The sequence below is a fragment of the Noviherbaspirillum sp. FW303-A3 genome (assembly GCF_058788695.1).
Genome location: NZ_JBYTAZ010000001.1, coordinates 1,972,924 through 1,989,840 on the forward strand (window position 1 = coordinate 1,972,924; position 16,917 = coordinate 1,989,840).

The following is a 16,917-nucleotide window of genomic DNA, read 5'->3' on the forward strand; positions in this document are numbered from 1 at the left end:
TGCTCTGACGATTTAGACGATGTCCGCCACCTTGACTGCATGCTGCATCAAGACTTCATCGGAGCCTATACGGTCGCCCTTGTACCCGGTTCAAGGAGGAGTCTCGCATGAACGTACTACGTGAGGAAATCCAGCAACGCCTCGGTTTCATCGACCGCACCATCTTCCACGCGGTTCGCGCGTGCGACACCGACGGGAACATCCCGGATGAAATCAGGAACTACGTGCAGCAGCTCGGCCAGCGGTCGTGCGAGGCACGCCTTGCGCTGGAATCCGACGACGACCGCAGCGTGCGCGAAACCGTCGACGACCTCGCACGCATCAGCTACCAGGCGCAGCGGCGCATCCATCCGTCCGACGGCATGAACTACGAGCTCAAGAGCGCCGTCATCCTCGCGCATATCGAACTGTCGGCATTGCGCTATCAGCTCGCCTGAGCGTCTACGCACAGGTCCGGCCATCGCCACAGCCAGTTTTTCCTGGCCAGACGCGTGGAGAACTCGGTCGCGCTGTTGCGCTTGCGCCGGTTCGGCGTGATCCGCCTGGCGAACAAGCCGTCGAGGCCGAACGCCGACACGACCTCGATGCGGCCGCTGCCATCCAGGCGCACGCCGACGGCGGTCTCCTGCTCCACCCAGTAGCTCATCGCATCCAGTGTCGACCGATATGGCGCATCGCCGTTGCGCTCGTGCATGCGCGCCTGGTTGCGCACTGACCATGGCAGGGCCGGATCGGTTTCCATCAGTTTCTGCTCGATGCGCCTGTCGTGCTCGCGGTGTGCATCCAGCGGATCGAAGTACACGAGGTCGATGTCGTCCAGTGGCGTGGGGGTCTCGAAGCCGTGCAGCTTGTCCCACACAAGGTTGCGCACAAAACCGGCGGCGAGGCACCAGTCGGGAAGGCCCAGCTCCCGAGCGAGATGCAGCGCGCGCATGCGCATCGGGTCTTGCGCCATCCACGCGCGTATCAATTCTTCATGCATGTCGTGATCAATGAAAAAACCGCCGGCCCGGGAAATCCGGACCGGCGGCAGTGGACGATCGCCCGGGTTCAGGCTGCCGCGTGCTGCGAGGACGGCGACGGCGCGACGGGAGACTTGAACTCCTTCAGCAACGCCGCTTCCTTTTCCTTCGCTGCCTTCAGGTGGCGCTCCTTCACATGGCCGAAGCCGCGGATGTCTTCCGGGATGCCGGCGATGGCCACGGCCTTCGGCAGGTTCTGCATGGTCAGTTCCGGCAGCAAGGCGTCGATGGTGTCGCGGTACTGGCGGATCAGCGCGCGCTCGGTCTTGCGCTCCTCGGTATGGCCGAAGATATCGAATGCCGTGCCACGCAGGGACTTGAGTTTCGCCAGCATGCCGAACGCCTTCATCATCCAGGGACCGAATTCCTGCTTGATCAAGTGGCCTTCCGCATCGCGCTTGGCGAACAGCGGCGGCGCGAGGTGGAACTTGACCTTGTAGTCGCCTTCGAACATGCCCTCGATCTTGGCCTTGAATGCGGTGTCCGCATGCAGGCGCGCGACTTCGTACTCGTCCTTGTAGGCCATCAGCTTGAACAGGTAGCGCGCGACCGCTTCCGTCAGCTTCAGCGCGCGGCCCTCGCCGATGACCTCGGCCTCGGCAGCGCGCACCTTGTCGACGAAGGCGCGGTACTGGCCGGCATAGTTTGCATCCTGGTACTTCGTCAGGAAGTCGACGCGCGTGTCGATGAGATCGCCCAGCGAAGGGTTGCGCTTGAACTCGATGACCTGCGCCTGCACGTCATTGAGCTTGGCCAGGCGCTCGACCGCCGCCCAGTCGTGCGCGGCGTTGCGGCCCCACACGAAAGCCTGCTTGTTGAACTCGATGGATACGCCGTTGAGTTCGATCGCCTTGTTCAGCGCCGCTTCGGACAACGGCACCCAGCCCTTCTGCCATGCATAGCCGAGCATGAACATGTTGGTGGCGATGGTGTCGCCCATGAGCGCACTGGCGACCTTGCCGGCGTTGATGAAGTCGACGTTGCCGCTGCCGCAGGCATTGCGGATGTCGGTTTCCGCCGTCGAGGACGGGAACTGCCAGTTCGGGTTCTTCACGAAAGCCGCGGTCGGCGATGCCGTCGCATTGATGGCGGCATGGGTGCGTCCCTCGCCCATGCGGCTCAGCGCATCGCGGCTGGCCGCCACGATCTCGTCGCAGCCGATCACGAGGTCGGCCGCGCCGGTGCCGACGCGCGTCGAGTGGATATCCTCCTGACGGTCGGCCAGGCGCACGTGAGACATCACCGCGCCGCCCTTCTGCGCGAGGCCGGTCATGTCGAGCACGGACACGCCCTTGCCTTCCAGGTGCGCGGCCATGGCGATGATCTGGCCGATGGTGATGACGCCGGTACCGCCGACGCCAGTCACCAGGATGCCGAAGGGTTGCGCCGTGCCGGGCACCGCCGGATGCGGCAGGTTGCTGCCCTGCAGGATCGGCAGCTTCTTCGCGCCGGCATCGTCGTTGACGGCCGCCTTCTTCGGCTTGCGCAATTGTCCGCCTTCGACGGTGACGAAGCTCGGGCAGAAGCCCTTCACGCAAGAGAAGTCCTTGTTGCAGGTCGACTGGTTGATCTGGCGCTTGCGGCCGAATTCGGTATCCAGCGGCTCGACCGACAGGCAGTTGGATTGCACGCTGCAATCGCCGCAACCTTCGCACACCGCTTCATTGATGACGGCGCGCTTGGCCGGGTCCGGATACAGCGGCTTGCCGTCCGGGCCAGTCTTCTTGCGGCGGCGGCGCTTCTCGGAGGCGCAGGTCTGGTCGTAGATGATGGCGGACACGCCCTTCACCTCGCGCAGTTCCTTCTGCACCGCGTCGAGTTCGTCGCGATGGCGGATAGTGACGCCGGGCGCCCAGTTGATGCCGGCCGGGTACTTTTGCGGCTCGTCGGTCACGACGATGATCGGGTTCACGCCTTCGGCGGCGATCTGGCGCGAGATCATGGCGGGGTCGAGCGGGCCGTCCACGTTCTGGCCACCGGTCATCGCCACCGCGTCGTTGTACAGGATCTTGTAGGTCATGTTGACCTTGGCCGCCACGGCGGCGCGGATCGCCAGCAGGCCGGAATGGAAGTAGGTGCCGTCGCCGAGGTTCTGGAACACGTGCTGTTCATTGGTGAACGGCGCATGGCCGACCCAGGTTACGCCTTCGGCGCCCATGTGGGTGAAGGTCGAGGTCTTGCGGTCCATCCACAGCACCATGTAATGGCAGCCGATGCCGGCCAGCGCGCGGCTGCCTTCCGGCACCTTGGTCGAGGTGTTGTGCGGACAGCCGGAGCAGAAGTGCGGGACGCGGTCCTTGGCCGGGTCGGGCTTGGCGCTGCCGACCTTGAGCACGGCTTCCTTCGCTTCCAGGTAGGCGATGCGCTCCTTCACGCGCTGCTCGACCGGATGGCCGGCGAAATATTTGGAAATGCGCGTGGCGATCGCACGGGCGATCTGGGCGGGATTCAGTTCATACGTCGCGGGCAGCAGCCAGTTGCCGTGGCCTTCGCGATGGTTGCCGCTCCATTCGCCGGTGTCGTCGAACTTGCCGACCACGCGCGGACGCTGTCCGTCGGGCAGGTTGTACAGCTCTTCCTTCAATTGATACTCGAGGATCTGGCGCTTTTCCTCGACCACCAGGATCTCGTCCAGGCCGTGCGCGAATTGCTGCACGCCTTCCGCTTCGAGCGGCCAGGTCATGCCGATCTTGTACAGGCGAATGCCGATGTCGCGCGCCACGTTCTCGTCGATGCCGAGGTCGGCCAGCGCCTGGCGCGTGTCGAGGTAGGACTTGCCGGCGGTAATGATGCCGATGCGCGCGTGCGGGCTGTCCCAGACGATCTGGTTGAGCTTGTTGGCGCGGACGTAGGCAAGCGCGGCGTACCACTTGTAGTGGTTCATGCGCGCTTCCTGATCCAGCACCGCGTCTGGATAGCGGATGTTGAGGCCGCCCGGCGGCAGTTCGAAGTCGGTCGGGATGACGATCTGCTCGCGGAAGGGATCGACGTCGACGGTGGCGCCGGATTCGACGAGGTCGGTCACGCACTTCATCGAGACCCAGAGGCCGGTATAACGCGACAGCGCCCAGCCGTGGATGCCGTAGTCGAGGTATTCCTGGATGGAAGACGGATACAGCACCGGGATGCCGCAGGCCTTGAGGATGTGTTCGCTCTGGTGCGCGGTGGTCGACGATTTGGCCGCGTGGTCGTCGCCGGCGATCACCAGCACGCCGCCGTTCTTGTCGGTGCCGGCCATGTTGGCGTGCTTGAACACGTCGCCGCAGCGGTCCACGCCCGGCCCCTTGCCGTACCACATGGAGAACACGCCATCGTACTTGGCGTCCGGGAACAGGTTGACCTGCTGCGTCCCCCAGACCGCGGTCGCGGCGAGGTCTTCGTTCATGCCGGGGTGGAATTTGACGTGGTGCGCTTCAAGATACTTGCGCGCCTTCATCGCGGTTATGTCGACGTTGCCGAGCGGGGAGCCGCGATAGCCGGTGATGTAGCCGGCGGTGTTCAGTCCTGCCTTCAGGTCACGCTGGCGCTGCATCATCGGCAGGCGGATCAGCGCCTGGGTGCCGGTCAGGAAAGCGCGGCCGCTCTCCAGCGTGAATTTATCGTCCAGGGAAATGTTTTCCAGCAGCCGGCGTTGTCCGGCATCCAGGGGTGCGTTCATCTTGCCTCCAGGCTATCCATTCATGTTCAGAATGCGTCTTTTTCTTGCCTGCCGGGTTGCGGCTGGCAAGGTTCTTTTTGCCGGCAACCCATGTGACGAGCGCCGGCTTTTATATGCTTCCTCAATCACTATAAGAACTTGGCTTCCTTGAGTAAAATATAATTTTGATGAACCAGATATTCGAAAATCGAATGGCTATCCAGGACATTTCCACACGCCAGCTCCGCTACTTCCTGGCGGCCGCCGAAACCGGCCAGTTTTCCCTCGCCGCGCATGCGGTCCACGTATCGCAGACGGCGATCACGAATGCCATCGCCTCGCTGGAAAGCCTGCTGGGCGTGAAGCTTTTCGACCGCCATCCCCATGGCGTTACCCTCACGGCGGAAGGGCATCACTTCGTGCAGCATGCGCAGCACGTCCTCAATGCACTGAATGACGCGGTGCGCGCGCCGGCGTTCCGCACTTACGACGTCTCCGGCGAAATTCGCATTGCCGCCTCCTACACCGTGATGGGCTACTTCCTTCCGCAATACCTGGCGCGCTTCCAGCGCACCCACCCCGGCGTCAGGCTCAAGCTCATGGAACTGCACCGGACCGAACTGGAGGAAGCGGTGAAGAACGGCGATGTCGACGTCGCCATTGCCGTCACATCGAATGTCGCGCCGTCGAAGGGGCTGGCCAGCGAAACGCTGGTCCGGTCGCGCCGGCAGTTGTGGACCGCGAGCGATCATCCGCTGTGTTCCGAGAGTGAAGTGTCGCTGAAGGAAATCGCGCAATACCCCCTCATCCAGATCATGGTCGACGACGCCGGCGAATCGGCGAAACGTTACTGGGAAAAGCGCGGACTCGAACCCAATCTCCTGCTCGAAACCGAATCGATGGAAGCGGTGCGTACCTTCGTGGGACTCGGTCTCGGCGTAGCCATTCTTTCCGACCTGGTGTTCCGCCCGTGGACCCTGGACGGACGGAAGATTGAAGCCCGCCCGATTACCGACGTCGTGCCGCCGATGGAGATCGGCATCGTGCGCAGGATATCGCGCCCCCAGGCTCCGGCGGCGGAAGCATTCGCCCGCTTCCTGAAGCTTGCCTGCGGCGCGGCGACGCCCTGATTGCAAGTATTTCAACCTGTAACAGAGCGTAAATGCCATAGAGAAACTCCAGTGCGCTACGTACAGTGAAAACGTGACAAAAGCCGTGCGGAGTTCGCCATGCACTACATCCTGCTATCCATGCTCATCGGTGCCTTGCTGGGCGGCGGCATGGCTGTCGCCCAGTCGTCCGGCGAGGCGTCAAAACAACCCCATCCCGTGTCAAAGTTCAGCGAGCAGTTCAAAGCCGCGGACAAGGATGGCGACGGCGCGCTCACGCGGTCCGAAGCGCAATCCGCCAACCTGACGCGCGTGGTCGAACACTTCGACCGCATCGATGCCAACCGCGACGGAAAAGTGACGCGCGACGAGATACGGACGCTGGTGCGCGCCCGAATTTCGATCTGATCAGTCGAGCTGATCACGCATTGGGCGGGATGTTGACCTCGCCCGGCAGCAGCGTGTTGGCCGGCAGGGATTCCTGTTTCTTCAGGCGTTCATACATCGGCGTGAAGTCCGGCGCGGTCGCGTCAAACAGTTGCTCGTAGTCCCGGATCACGAAGTAGGTTTCCTGGTACGAATCGATCTTGTACTGCGTGCGCATGATGCGCGCCGCATCGAGCGCGATGCGGCGCGGCTTCGGACTCGTCAGGCAGTATTCGATCTCGCCGCCCGAGGAAAGGATGCCCGCGCCATACGCGCGCAAACCCTGCGGGCTTTCGATCAGCCCGAACTCGACCGTGTACCAGTACAGGCGTGCAAGATACTTCAGCGCATCCAGCTTCAACGCCTTCAGCCCGCCCTTGCCGAACTGCTGCAGGTGATCCGCAAACACCGGATTGAACAGCAGCGGCACATGCCCGAAGAAGTCATGGAAGATATCCGGCTCGACGATGTAGTCGAACTCTTCCGGATCGCGCAACCATACCGTGACCGGGAAGCGACGCTCCGCAAGATGCTCGAAGAAGGTCAGGTCGGGAATCAGCCCCGGCACCGCGACCAGTTCCCAGCCGGTGGCCTTGACCAGCGCCTCGGTCGTGCGATCGAGCCGCGGTATTTCATCCGCTGCTTTCAGCTTGTCCAGGCTTTCGATGAACAGCTCGCACGCGCGGTCCGGCACCAGTTTCGCCTGCCGCTGGTACAGCTTGCGCCAGAGCGCATGCTGCTCCGGCGTATAGGCCGACCAATCCTGGCGGACGACGTAGCGCTCGTCGCAGCAGCTGTAATCGCCACGCAGCTTGCCGCCGTCCGACTTCTCTTCCAGCGTCTTGAAAAAATCCGCCTGGTCGACAGTGGTGTTCATGATGCCGCTCCTTATGCGGAGACCTTCTCGTCTTTCAACACCCCGCGCCGGATCTGGTCAAGTTCGATCGATTCGAACAGCGCACGGAAATTGCCCTCGCCGAAGCCCTGGTCGCCCTTGCGCTGGATGATCTCGAAGAAGATCGGCCCGATCACGGTCTGGGTGAAGATCTGCAGCAGCAGTTCGGGACGCGAGGCGTTGCTGTTGCCGTCGATCAGGATGCGCAGGCGACGCAGTTCGTCCAGCTTCTCTCCGTGTCCCGGCAGGCGCTTGTCGACGAGGTCGTAGTAGGTGTCGATGGTGTCCTGGAAGGCGACTTCCTTTGCCGTCATCGAGGCGACGGTCGAGTAGATGTCGTCGGTGCCGAGCGCGATGTGCTGGATGCCCTCGCCATGGTAGAGGTCGAGGTATTCGGCGATCTGCGACTTGTCGTCGGACGACTCGTTGATCGGAATGCGGATCTTGCCGCAGGGCGAAGTCATCGCCTTCGACTTCAGGCCGGTGAGCTTGCCTTCGATGTCGAAGTAGCGGATCTCGCGGAAGTTGAACAGGTGCTCGTAGAACTCCGCCCATTCCTTCATGCGGCCGCGATGCACGTTGTGGGTCAAGTGGTCGATGTAGGTCAGACCATGGCCCTTCGGGTTCGCTACCGCGCCGGGAATGGCGACGAAGTCGACGTCATAGATGCTGATGTCGCCGATCGCGCCCTGCTCTCCTTCCTTGCCGCGCCAACGGTCGACGAAGTAGATCAGCGAGTCGCCGATGCCCTTGATCGCAGGGATGTTCAGCTCCATCGGCCCGGTCTTGTTGTCGAAGCCCCAGGCGCCCAGTTCCAGCGCACGCTTGTAGGCGTAGGCAGCATCCTTCACGCGGAACGCGATCGCGCAGATCGACGGGCCATGCTGGCGGGCGAAACGCTGTGCGAAGGAATCCTTTTCGGCGTTGATGATGAAGTTGACTTCGCCCTGGCGATAGAGGGTCACGTCCTTGTGGCGGTGACGGGCGATCGCGGTAAAGCCCATCTGTTCGAACAACGCACCGAGCGCCTTGGGATCGGGTGCGGCATACTCGATGAACTCGAAGCCGTCGGTACCCATCGGGTTGTCCCAGGGTTGGAAATCCATGCCTGTCTCCTCTAAGAATTTTGATAAAAAGCTAAAAACAGTATAGTCAAGGGGAGGAGACAGAAGATTGCGAAATCGGCCCACACTGTCGCGAATTTGGCAATAAAATTGCTAAACATTTTTTGAATTTGGTGATCCATGTCAAAAATCAACCTGGACAAAACCGACCTCAAGATTCTTTCCATCTTGCAGGCGAACGGGCGGCTGACCAACCAGGAAGTGGCGGAAAAGGTGAACCTGTCGCCCTCGCCCTGCCTGCGGCGCATTCGCAACCTGGAAGAATCCGGCGTGATCCGGCAATACGTGGCGCTGCTCGATCCGGATAAGATCGGGCTGGGATTGCTGGCCTATGTGAACGTGCGGCTGGAGAAGCACAGCGATCCGCCGGCAGGGAGTTCGCGCTCGCCGCGGGCGGATTTCGCCGCTTCGGTGGACAACTGGCCGGAAGTGGTCGCGTGCTATGCGATGACGGGGGAGATGGATTACCTGCTGCGCGTGCACGTGGAGGACATGGAGCACTTTTCGCAGTTCATGATGGAGACGCTGCTCAAGCATCCGGCGGTGCTCGACGTGAAATCGAGCTTTGCGCTGCAGCGCATCAAGGATACGACGGCGCTGCCGCTGGTGTGACAGCGGCAGCCGGTCCGGCTTACTTCTTTACTCCAGGCAATTTCCGCCACCACTTGATCGCGGCTTTCGTATTCGCCTTCAGGGTGTAATCGAAGGACGCAAACTGCTCCTCCACCGCCTCGGCCAGCATGCTTCCCGGATTGGCGGGCGTCAGCTTCAGGTAGGCGTCCGCTTCGCCGTAATCGCGATGGATCTCCATCCCGGCCTTCTTCGCGATATGGATCATGGTCTGGTTCGAGGACAGGCAATGCATGTACAGCGTGTCCACATCCTCGTTGCGGCAATGGATGGCCGCCCGCTCGAAGAGTTTCGATCCGACGCCCCGCCCGCGCGCCGACGCCGACACCGACACGCCAAACTCGGCGATCTGCGCCTTGAGCGTCGCATCGCTCAGCACGGGATTGGTCTCGCGCGCCGCGAAGGCGAGGTGACCGACACCGACCAGTGCAAGGTTGTCGTCGTAGACGCCGAATACCGTGTCGCGCGAAAAGTCGAGCGTCTGCACATAGCGCGTGATCAGGTCGTCGGGCAGCACCATGCCGAAGCGCAATAAGCGGTCGCTGTCATCCAGCTCCAGGAAATGCATGAGCAGGCGGCGGCGGTCGCGCTCGGACAATTCCTTCACACGTACGCTAGGCTTCTCGCCGGATAACTGGTCGGCTTGTTCGTTGGTCATATCAGCAGGAGCCGTCAGGCCTCCCAATTCATTCGATTTCATTGCGCACTCCTCTCGGAAACGAGTTTTTGTGCGATGCACAACGCCATTTTATGCGATTCGCGCCTCTTGCAAGGAAGGCGCTGCGCGATATTCGACACGGTTGACGCACATCAATGCAAGTACGCGAAATTAGTGTTGCTTGTTACGTAAAACCCACAATTGCTGTCCACTTGGCAACGCTCAACAATGGCCTCTCCCCCAGCCTTGAAGGACGTCACGATGAGCGCTTTTCCCCGCAAATTCCTTTCTGCATTATTGCTCACCGGCGCGGCATTTTCAGCATCGGCGGAAGACGGCGTCACCGATACCACCATCCTCATCGGCCAGACCGTCGGCGTGACGGGCACCGTTGCCGGTCCGGTCAAGGAAATGAATGAAGGGGCGATGGCCTATATCCACCAGATCAACAGACAGGGCGGCGTGCATGGCCGCCAGATCGTCATGAAAGTGCTGGACGACAAGTTCGATCCGGCATTGACCCTGGAAAATGCCGAAACGCTGATCAGGAAGGACCATGTTTTCGCCTTGTTCCAGGGCCGCGGCACACCGCATACGCAAGCGATCCTGCCGCTGCTGGAGCAGTACAACGTGCCCCTGCTCGCCCCCAGTACCGGCGCCGCCATCTTCCACAACCCGGTGAACCGGCTGCTGTTCAATATCCGCGCGAAGTACCAGGATGAAATCACCAAGGCGGTCGAGCACTTCACCACCATCGGCGTCCATCGCATCAGCCTGCTGCATGTGGACGATGCGTTCGGTCAGGACGGATTGGAAGGATTCCGGAAGGCGATGGAAGCGCGCAAGCTCACTCCCGTGTCGATCACGGCATACGCCCGTGTGAAGCCGGATTACCAGGCTGCTGCGGCGGAAGTCATCAAGGCCGATCCGACCGCACTCATCATCGTGAGCTCCGCCAAGAACACCGCCGAGGTCATCAAGGCGATCCGCGCGCAGGGCAGCCAGATGCAGATCATGACCATGTCGAACAATTCTTCGCAGGCTTTCGTCGACGACCTCGGTCCCGCAAGCGCGGGCGTGATCGTGACGCAGATCACGCCCGCGCCGCACCTCCTGTCGACACCCCTGGGCCAGGAATTCGCGCGGGCGGTGAAAGATTCGAAGGCAACGGTCTCCTACGCCGCAATGGAAGGATTCGTGAACGCGAAGGTGCTGGTGGAAGCATTGCGCCGCGCGGGTCCGAAGCTGACGCGCGCAGGCTTCGTCAAGGCGCTGGAATCGATGCAGCGCGTCGATTTCGGCGGCCTGATGGTGACCTACGGCGCCAACGACCACACCGGAAGCGAGTTCGTCGAACTGACCATGATCGGCAAGAACGGCCGCTTCGTACGGTGATCCAGTTTCTCTCCGTCAGACCGGTACGCGCGGCCTGACGGAACCCTCCCTCCAGACCATCCTCAATCGATCCCCGGCAGCGTCTTCATCCTCGCTTCCCAGCGCGAATTTTCCTTGGACAGGATTTCCCGGGCAAACTGGTCCGCCGGGATCGGCTGGCTCAGGTAATAGCCCTGCAGCATGTCGCAGGCTTGCTCACCCAGGAAGCGCAATTGCGACTCCGTCTCCACCCCTTCCGCCACGACTTCCAGACGCAGGCTGTGCGCCAGCGCGATGATGCCGGTGACGATGGAGGCATCGTCGGCATCATGCGGCACATCGCGCACGAAGGAGCGGTCGATCTTGATGATGTCCACCGGGAAGCGCTTCAGGTAGGACAAGGATGAATAGCCGGTGCCGAAGTCGTCGATCGACAGGCGCACCCCGAGGCCGCGCAACCGGTGCAGCGCCTCCAGCGTGTCCTGCGCATTCTCCATCAAGGTGCTTTCGGTGATCTCCAGCTCCAGCAGGCTGGGCGCAAGACCGGTGTCGGCCAGCGCCTGTTCGACCGTCGCCGCGAAATCCTTCTTCAGCAACTGCTTCACCGACAGGTTCACCGCAATCCGGATCGTCGGCAGGCCGGCCTTGATCCAGCTCTGCAACTGCGCACAGGCTGCGCGCAACACCCATTCGCCGACCGGGTTGATGAGCCCTGTTTCCTCGGCCAGCGGAATGAACTCCGCCGGCGAAACCATGCCGCGCGTCGGATGCCGCCAGCGCACCAGCGCCTCCGCGCCGATGACCTGGCCGTTGGACACGCGCGCCTGCGGCTGGAAGAACACTTCCAGCTCGTCGCGTTCGATCGCGCGGCGCAGGTCGTTCTCCATGCGCACATGCTCGGAAATGGAGTGCTCCATCGATGCTTCGAAGAACTGGAAGCCGCTGTTGTTCTTCTTGGCGCGATACATCGCGGTGTCCGCGTGCTTGAGCAGGGTGCCGACATCGGTGGCGTCATGCGGGTACATCGAAATGCCAACGCTGGTGGTCACGAAGATGTCGTGACCGTCGATCTGGAATGGCGTTGCCAGCGCGCGGCAGATGTTCTGGGCGGCGGTCACCGCGGCGTTCGGGCCGGCCACTTCGGCGAGCACGACGGTGAACTCGTCGCCGCCGAGACGCGCCACGCAATCGGCATTGCGGACGCTGCGACGGATGCGTTGCGCCACAGCCACCAGCAGGCGGTCGCCGACGTCATGGCCGAGCGTATCATTGACGTTCTTGAAGCGGTCGAGATCCAGGAAGAGCACGGCGACGGCTTCGCCGGCCACCCGCGCCTGCTCGATCCGGCGGCCGAGCTGGTCCATGAACAGCGCGCGGTTCGGCAGGCCGGTCAGCAGGTCGTTGTAGGCGAGATGCCGGATGCGCTTTTCCGCCTGGTTGGCTTCGATGATGCGGCGCACGCGCTGCGACAGCACGGCAAAGTGGATCGGCTTGGGAATGTAGTCGCTCGCGCCGGCGGCGAATGCGCGCTCGACCGAGGTATTGTCTTCCAGCGCCGTAATCATCAGCACGGGGATCGAACGGCCGTTGGGCAATTCCTGCACGCGGGCGCAGGCGGTGAAACCATCCATCACCGGCATCACCGCATCCATCAGGATCACGTCCGGCTGCATGCGCTTGAGCATCTGCAGCGCCTGTGCGCCGTCCGCGGCCTCTTCGACACGGAAGCCGTCGCGCTGGAGCGTATGACGCAGGGAGCTGCGCGTGCTGCGGTCGTCGTCGACGACGAGTACCTGCGCGATCTCCTCGCCCTGCCGGATGCTGAGGCGGTCCTCGATGAATACTTCGCTGCCGAGCACCACCGCCACCGCCTCGAACGCCTGCCGCAAGCGGCCGAGCATCGGCTGGATTTCCGCGACACGGTATTCGATCGCCAGTTCCTCCGCTTCCTTCGCCAGTTGCGCCAGCGTGCTCGCGCCGAGGTTGCCGCTGCTGCCCTTGATCGAATGCGCCATGGCACGCGCGGTATCCGCGTCGCCGTCCTTGATCGCCTGTTCCAGCTGATTCAGGTAACCGGGCGTGTCTTCGAGGAAAGGCGCCACCGTCTGCTGCAATGCCGGGCCGAGGATTTCTCGCAGCTTGTCGAACACGTCGTGGTCCAACGGGCTGCCATCGACCTCATGTGTGCTGACGGCGGGCAGCATGGCACGGCCGGCCGATTCGGCACGGCCCAGCCAGCGTTCGAGCTTGTGCCGCAGTTCGACCAGGGTGATCGGCTTGGCGAGGTAGTCGTCCATGCCGGCGGCCAGGCACTTCTCCGCATCTCCCTGCTGGGTGTTCGCGGTCATTGCGACAATCGGCGTACGGCGGCCGAGCGGCTCCTCGAAGTTGCGGATATGCGCGGTAGCCTCGTAGCCGTCCATCTCCGGCATGCTGCAGTCCATCAGGATCAGGTCGAAATGGCCGTGTCGCGCCGCCTCCACCGCTTCGCGTCCGTTGGCGGCGAACTTGCATTCGCAGCCGTTCATGGCAAGCATGCCGGCGGCGACCATCTGGTTGGTACGGTTGTCTTCCGCCACCAGCACGCGGTAATCCTTCGCGGCCATATGGATGGCGGCCGGCTGCGTCGTGGCGAAGGTCGCGGCGGCCGGCGCCTGCCCGCCGGGCAAGAGCCGGCGTACCGCTTCCATGAGACGATCGAGGCGCAGCGGCTTCCCGAGGTAGAGATCGGCGCCGAGCGAGCTGCTTCCCATCGGAGATGCGTAGCGGTCCAGGACCAGGATGCGCGGCGTGGCCGCCCCCATGTCGATGCGCACGCGGCGAACGAGGTCGCTGCCTCGCTCATCCACCGTGTCGACATCCATGACGACGAGGTCGTAGGGCGTGCGCACTTCCTCCGCGCGCACCAGTTCGGCCAGTGCTGCAGGTCCGTTATGCACGGTGCGGCAATGCATGCCGGCCCGCGTGAGATTCTGGTCGATGAAGGAGCGGATGATTTCGCTGCCGTCGGCAACCAGCACGCGGACGCCTTGCAGCGCACGATTGTCTGCCGCCGCCGGCATCTGCTCGGCAAGCTTGCAGCGTACCGAGAACCAGAACGTGCTGCCCTTGCCCTTTTGGCTGCTCACGCCGATCTCGCCATTCATCAAGGCAACGAGCTGCTTGCAGATCGCCAGGCCAAGGCCGGTGCCGCCGTACTTGCGCGTGGTGGAGCGGTCGGCTTGGGCGAAAGATTCGAAGATATGCTTGACTGCTTCCTCGCCCATGCCGATGCCGGTATCGCTGATATCGAAGCGCAGGCCGAACTCCGCGGAGGCAGCATTCGAGACGGAAATGCGGACAGCCACTTCGCCGTGCTCGGTGAACTTCACTGCGTTGCCGATCAGGTTCAGCAGCACCTGTCGCAATCGCAACGAGTCTCCACGAACGCGCTCGGGAACGTCGGATGCGATCAGGTAACCGATTTCCAGCCCCTTCTGCTGTGCCTGCTTGGCCAGCAGCTCGATCACTTCCTCGACCAGCCTGCGCAGGTCGAATTCGATTTCATCCAGTTCCAGCTTGCCGGCTTCCATCTTGGAGAAGTCGAGGATGTCATTGATCAGCTCGATCAGCGCGCGCGAGGAATTCCAGGCGACGTCGACGCATTCCTGCTGGCGCTTGGTAAGGCGCATTTCCTTGAGCATGTCCAGCATGCCGACCACGCCATTGAGCGGCGTGCGCACCTCGTGACTGACGGTCGCGGCAAACTGCGTCTTCATCAACGCGGTGCGCAATGCCTCGTCGCGCGATTGCTTCAGTTCCACCTCGCGCTCTTCCAGCACATCCATCATCTTGTTGAATGCGTGTGCCATCTCGACGATGTCCCGCGGCCCGTTGGGTACCGCGCGCATGCCGGACTCGCCCGCTTCCGCGCGCCCCATCAGCTTGGACAGGGCGTTGAGAGGACGGATCATGTGGCGCGCCAGCAGGCGCATGATGCCGAGCAACACTGCAGCGAACGACAGCGTGATGGCAAGGTTGCCGATCAGGAGGGATGCGACCAGCCGGTTGAGCGTCCCCTTGCCGATGACGACATGGACATAGCCGAGCAATTGCTGCTGGCGCTCCTGCACGTCGAACGGAGAACTTTCGGCCTGCCCGCCGAACACCGGCGCCATGAAATGCCACTCTCTTCCGTTTTCCTGCACCAGCATGGCGTGGGAAACCGGAATGGCGACAGCCGGCGTGACCGGCCTGGCATCGCTTCCCGGCTTGACCTGCGACAGCAGCACCTGCTGGGCCGTATTGGTAATCCGGACCTGGGTCACATCGGGAAACGCCAGGGTCGTGCTGACGCCTTCGCGCACATTGTCGGGAGAGTGGTAGAGCAGCGCAAGCACGCTCTGCAAGGCAAGGTTTTCGGTGATGCGCTGCCCCTGCTCGACCAAATAGCCTTCCATGCGGCGGCTGGCCTCCCAGGAGTTCATCAAGGAGGAGAACAGGGCCAGGCCGAGGATGGCGGCACTGACGACGATCGTCAGCTGGCGGCGAAAACCGGTGCGGCTGAGGAAATTGCGGAACATCATGGTGAATCAGAAATCGAAAGCCGGCGCATGGCGGCGCTGCTGCAAACGGCGGGAGACCCTCCCGTCGTCCATCGTGCGTTGCTTGTTCTTCTTATTGTTCGCTCTATGCATCAAGGCTCCGGAAAGATGAAATCGAAACTGCGTTGCTGTTGATAGCCGATCGTCAGGCCAATGTGACTTGCGGTTCGAAGGTTGACGGCGGTCTGGACCTCCCTCAGGGGAAGTACGCCGCGGCGGCGGCCATCGCCGGCCATCACGGCAAGCGCGGAACTCGCGAGTGTGCGTCCGAGCTCCAGGTTGTTCGGGTACAACGCAAACAATGCTCCCTTTTTCACGTGCAGGAAACTGCTGGAGAACACCGGGACATTGCGGTTCCAGGATTCCTTCAGGACGAGCGGGAGGATGGTGTTCTCGTCGACTGTCGTCGCGTCCTGCGGCAGCCATACCGCATCGCGGCGGCCATCAGCGGCGGCAAAGGCGGTCTCATAGGCGCGCGCGGCGGCGGCGAGATCGCGCGCTTCATGTGTGGCCAGCTCCAGGCCATGCGTCCTGGCCGCTTCACGTGCGATCTTGATCAGCCATTCGTTGTGCTGCGGATTGTAGACGACGATGACGCGCTTCACGCCCGGCATGAGGTTCTTCAGGCGCGTAAACAGCAAGGCCGGATCTGGCGTCAGGCTGATGCCCATCAGGCTGCGGTTTTCCGCCTCCGGAATGGCAAGCACGCCGCCGACGACGACGGGAATCGCACTATCGAGGGACGACGTGGCTTTCAACCCCTGGCGTCCGAGCGCGATGACGACCTTGGTGCCGTTCTTCTTCAGCAGTCCGTTCAGCTCGGCAGGGTCCTGATTCGGACCGATCGGATAGGTGTGCACCGCGAGGCGTGCGCCATCCTCGATTCCTTCGATGATTTTTGCAAAGACGCTGCGATAGGGTTCGCCAATGTCCGGATAGACTACGGCAAGGGCACCGGCCGTCTGGGCGTCGAAGCGCTTCGATGCATCGCCGAGTTCTGCGAGACTGATCGGGCTGAATTCGTAACGGGGGATATTCAGGTCACTGCGGAACTCGAAGGGGTCGTAGCTCAGGTCCTGCATATGATGGAGGTCCGTGTAGGCGACCGACATTCCCCACTGCCCTGTCTGCGCAGCAGCATTACCCACGACGAACACAGACCACAAGCCGAGCAGCCCACGCATGATGCGCGTACCTGGCCTGCAATGCCTGTTGTTGTGGAGTTTTGCTGTCGCCATGAAGTATCGGTGAACAAACAGTTTCGCTAAGTTATCGAAGAATATCGCAGTAAATGTTCTAACGAGCAATATTTAAGGCATTTCACATCCAGAATGACTGTTTTTCCTCACAGTAAATATCCTGATATTACATGCTGAATGATCAAGCACAGGAGGCAAAAGATTGATGCAAATGTGGACAAACGGAAGCAGCGCGCGTTGGAGATGCGCTGCATACCATA

General features: G+C 62.1%; 11 protein-coding genes and 1 pseudogene. 5 read left to right on the forward strand and 7 right to left on the reverse strand.

Annotated features, from left to right (window positions below):
* Nucleotides 1–107: 107 nt before the first annotated feature.
* On the forward strand, nt 108–437 hold the full coding sequence (locus AC3WOY_RS09660) for a hypothetical protein (protein ID WP_492423125.1): 330 nt from the start codon (nt 108–110) through the stop codon (nt 435–437).
* Here AC3WOY_RS09660 and AC3WOY_RS09665 read toward each other — a convergent pair.
* Nucleotides 425–982, reverse strand: a complete 558-nt coding sequence (locus AC3WOY_RS09665) for a nucleotidyltransferase family protein (RefSeq protein WP_492423127.1) — start codon at nt 980–982, stop codon at nt 425–427. The genes AC3WOY_RS09660 and AC3WOY_RS09665 overlap by 13 nt on opposite strands.
* A 68-nt stretch (nt 983–1,050) precedes the next feature.
* Entirely contained in the window at nt 1,051–4,680 is a 3,630-nt protein-coding gene (locus AC3WOY_RS09670; protein ID WP_492423129.1) for an indolepyruvate ferredoxin oxidoreductase family protein, read from the reverse strand.
* 191 nt (nt 4,681–4,871) lie between these two features.
* Between AC3WOY_RS09670 and AC3WOY_RS09675 the strand changes: the two genes are divergently transcribed.
* Entirely contained in the window at nt 4,872–5,789 is a 918-nt protein-coding gene (locus tag AC3WOY_RS09675; RefSeq protein ID WP_492423131.1) for a LysR family transcriptional regulator, read from the forward strand.
* A 216-nt stretch (nt 5,790–6,005) separates the two neighbouring features.
* Nucleotides 6,006–6,164: pseudogene (locus tag AC3WOY_RS09680) on the forward strand (EF-hand domain-containing protein); the annotation flags it as partial.
* A 25-nt stretch (nt 6,165–6,189) separates the two neighbouring features.
* Here the strand turns inward: AC3WOY_RS09680 and phhA are convergent.
* Nucleotides 6,190–7,071 carry a phenylalanine 4-monooxygenase gene (phhA, locus tag AC3WOY_RS09685; protein WP_492423133.1) on the reverse strand — a complete coding sequence of 294 codons (882 nt, stop codon included), beginning with the start codon at nt 7,069–7,071 and terminating at the stop codon, nt 6,190–6,192.
* 11 nt (nt 7,072–7,082) lie between these two features.
* The gene (hppD, locus tag AC3WOY_RS09690) at nt 7,083–8,195 is read right to left on the reverse strand and encodes a 4-hydroxyphenylpyruvate dioxygenase (protein ID WP_492423135.1); all 1,113 of its coding nucleotides are present in this window, start codon (nt 8,193–8,195) and stop codon (nt 7,083–7,085) included.
* Between the two features lie 138 nt (nt 8,196–8,333).
* Here hppD and AC3WOY_RS09695 point away from each other — a divergent pair, with 138 nt between their 5' ends.
* A complete protein-coding gene (locus AC3WOY_RS09695) occupies nt 8,334–8,825 on the forward strand; it encodes an Lrp/AsnC family transcriptional regulator (protein ID WP_492423137.1) in 492 nt (163 codons plus the stop codon).
* Between the two features lie 19 nt (nt 8,826–8,844).
* Here AC3WOY_RS09695 and AC3WOY_RS09700 read toward each other — a convergent pair whose 3' ends face one another.
* Entirely contained in the window at nt 8,845–9,501 is a 657-nt protein-coding gene (locus AC3WOY_RS09700) for a GNAT family N-acetyltransferase (RefSeq protein WP_492429249.1), read from the reverse strand.
* Nucleotides 9,502–9,762: 261 nt separating this feature from the next.
* Between AC3WOY_RS09700 and AC3WOY_RS09705 the strand changes: the two genes are divergently transcribed.
* Entirely contained in the window at nt 9,763–10,896 is a 1,134-nt protein-coding gene (locus AC3WOY_RS09705; protein ID WP_492423139.1) for an ABC transporter substrate-binding protein, read from the forward strand.
* A 62-nt stretch (nt 10,897–10,958) separates the two neighbouring features.
* Here the strand turns inward: AC3WOY_RS09705 and AC3WOY_RS09710 are convergent, their stop codons facing one another.
* Complete coding sequence (locus tag AC3WOY_RS09710; protein WP_492423141.1) at nt 10,959–15,440, reverse strand: EAL domain-containing protein; 4,482 nt, start codon at nt 15,438–15,440, stop codon at nt 10,959–10,961.
* A gap of 110 nt (nt 15,441–15,550) precedes the next feature.
* Complete coding sequence (locus AC3WOY_RS09715) at nt 15,551–16,696, reverse strand: ABC transporter substrate-binding protein (RefSeq protein ID WP_492423143.1); 1,146 nt, start codon at nt 16,694–16,696, stop codon at nt 15,551–15,553.
* Between the last annotated feature and the right edge of the window lie 221 nt (nt 16,697–16,917).

What these genes read in the sequence shown, in the direction of transcription:
- AC3WOY_RS09660 (WP_492423125.1), top strand. Translation starts at nt 108, where the DNA reads ATGAACGTACTACGTGAGGAAATCCAGCAACGCCTCGGTTTCATCGAC.
- AC3WOY_RS09665 (WP_492423127.1), bottom strand. Translation starts at nt 982, where the DNA reads ATGCATGAAGAATTGATACGCGCGTGGATGGCGCAAGACCCGATGCGC.
- AC3WOY_RS09670 (WP_492423129.1), bottom strand. Translation starts at nt 4,680, where the DNA reads ATGAACGCACCCCTGGATGCCGGACAACGCCGGCTGCTGGAAAACATT.
- AC3WOY_RS09675 (WP_492423131.1), top strand. Translation starts at nt 4,872, where the DNA reads ATGGCTATCCAGGACATTTCCACACGCCAGCTCCGCTACTTCCTGGCG.
- phhA (WP_492423133.1), bottom strand. Translation starts at nt 7,071, where the DNA reads ATGAACACCACTGTCGACCAGGCGGATTTTTTCAAGACGCTGGAAGAG.
- hppD (WP_492423135.1), bottom strand. Translation starts at nt 8,195, where the DNA reads ATGGATTTCCAACCCTGGGACAACCCGATGGGTACCGACGGCTTCGAG.
- AC3WOY_RS09695 (WP_492423137.1), top strand. Translation starts at nt 8,334, where the DNA reads ATGTCAAAAATCAACCTGGACAAAACCGACCTCAAGATTCTTTCCATC.
- AC3WOY_RS09700 (WP_492429249.1), bottom strand. Translation starts at nt 9,501, where the DNA reads ATGACCAACGAACAAGCCGACCAGTTATCCGGCGAGAAGCCTAGCGTA.
- AC3WOY_RS09705 (WP_492423139.1), top strand. Translation starts at nt 9,763, where the DNA reads ATGAGCGCTTTTCCCCGCAAATTCCTTTCTGCATTATTGCTCACCGGC.
- AC3WOY_RS09710 (WP_492423141.1), bottom strand. Translation starts at nt 15,440, where the DNA reads ATGATGTTCCGCAATTTCCTCAGCCGCACCGGTTTTCGCCGCCAGCTG.
- AC3WOY_RS09715 (WP_492423143.1), bottom strand. Translation starts at nt 16,696, where the DNA reads ATGGCGACAGCAAAACTCCACAACAACAGGCATTGCAGGCCAGGTACG.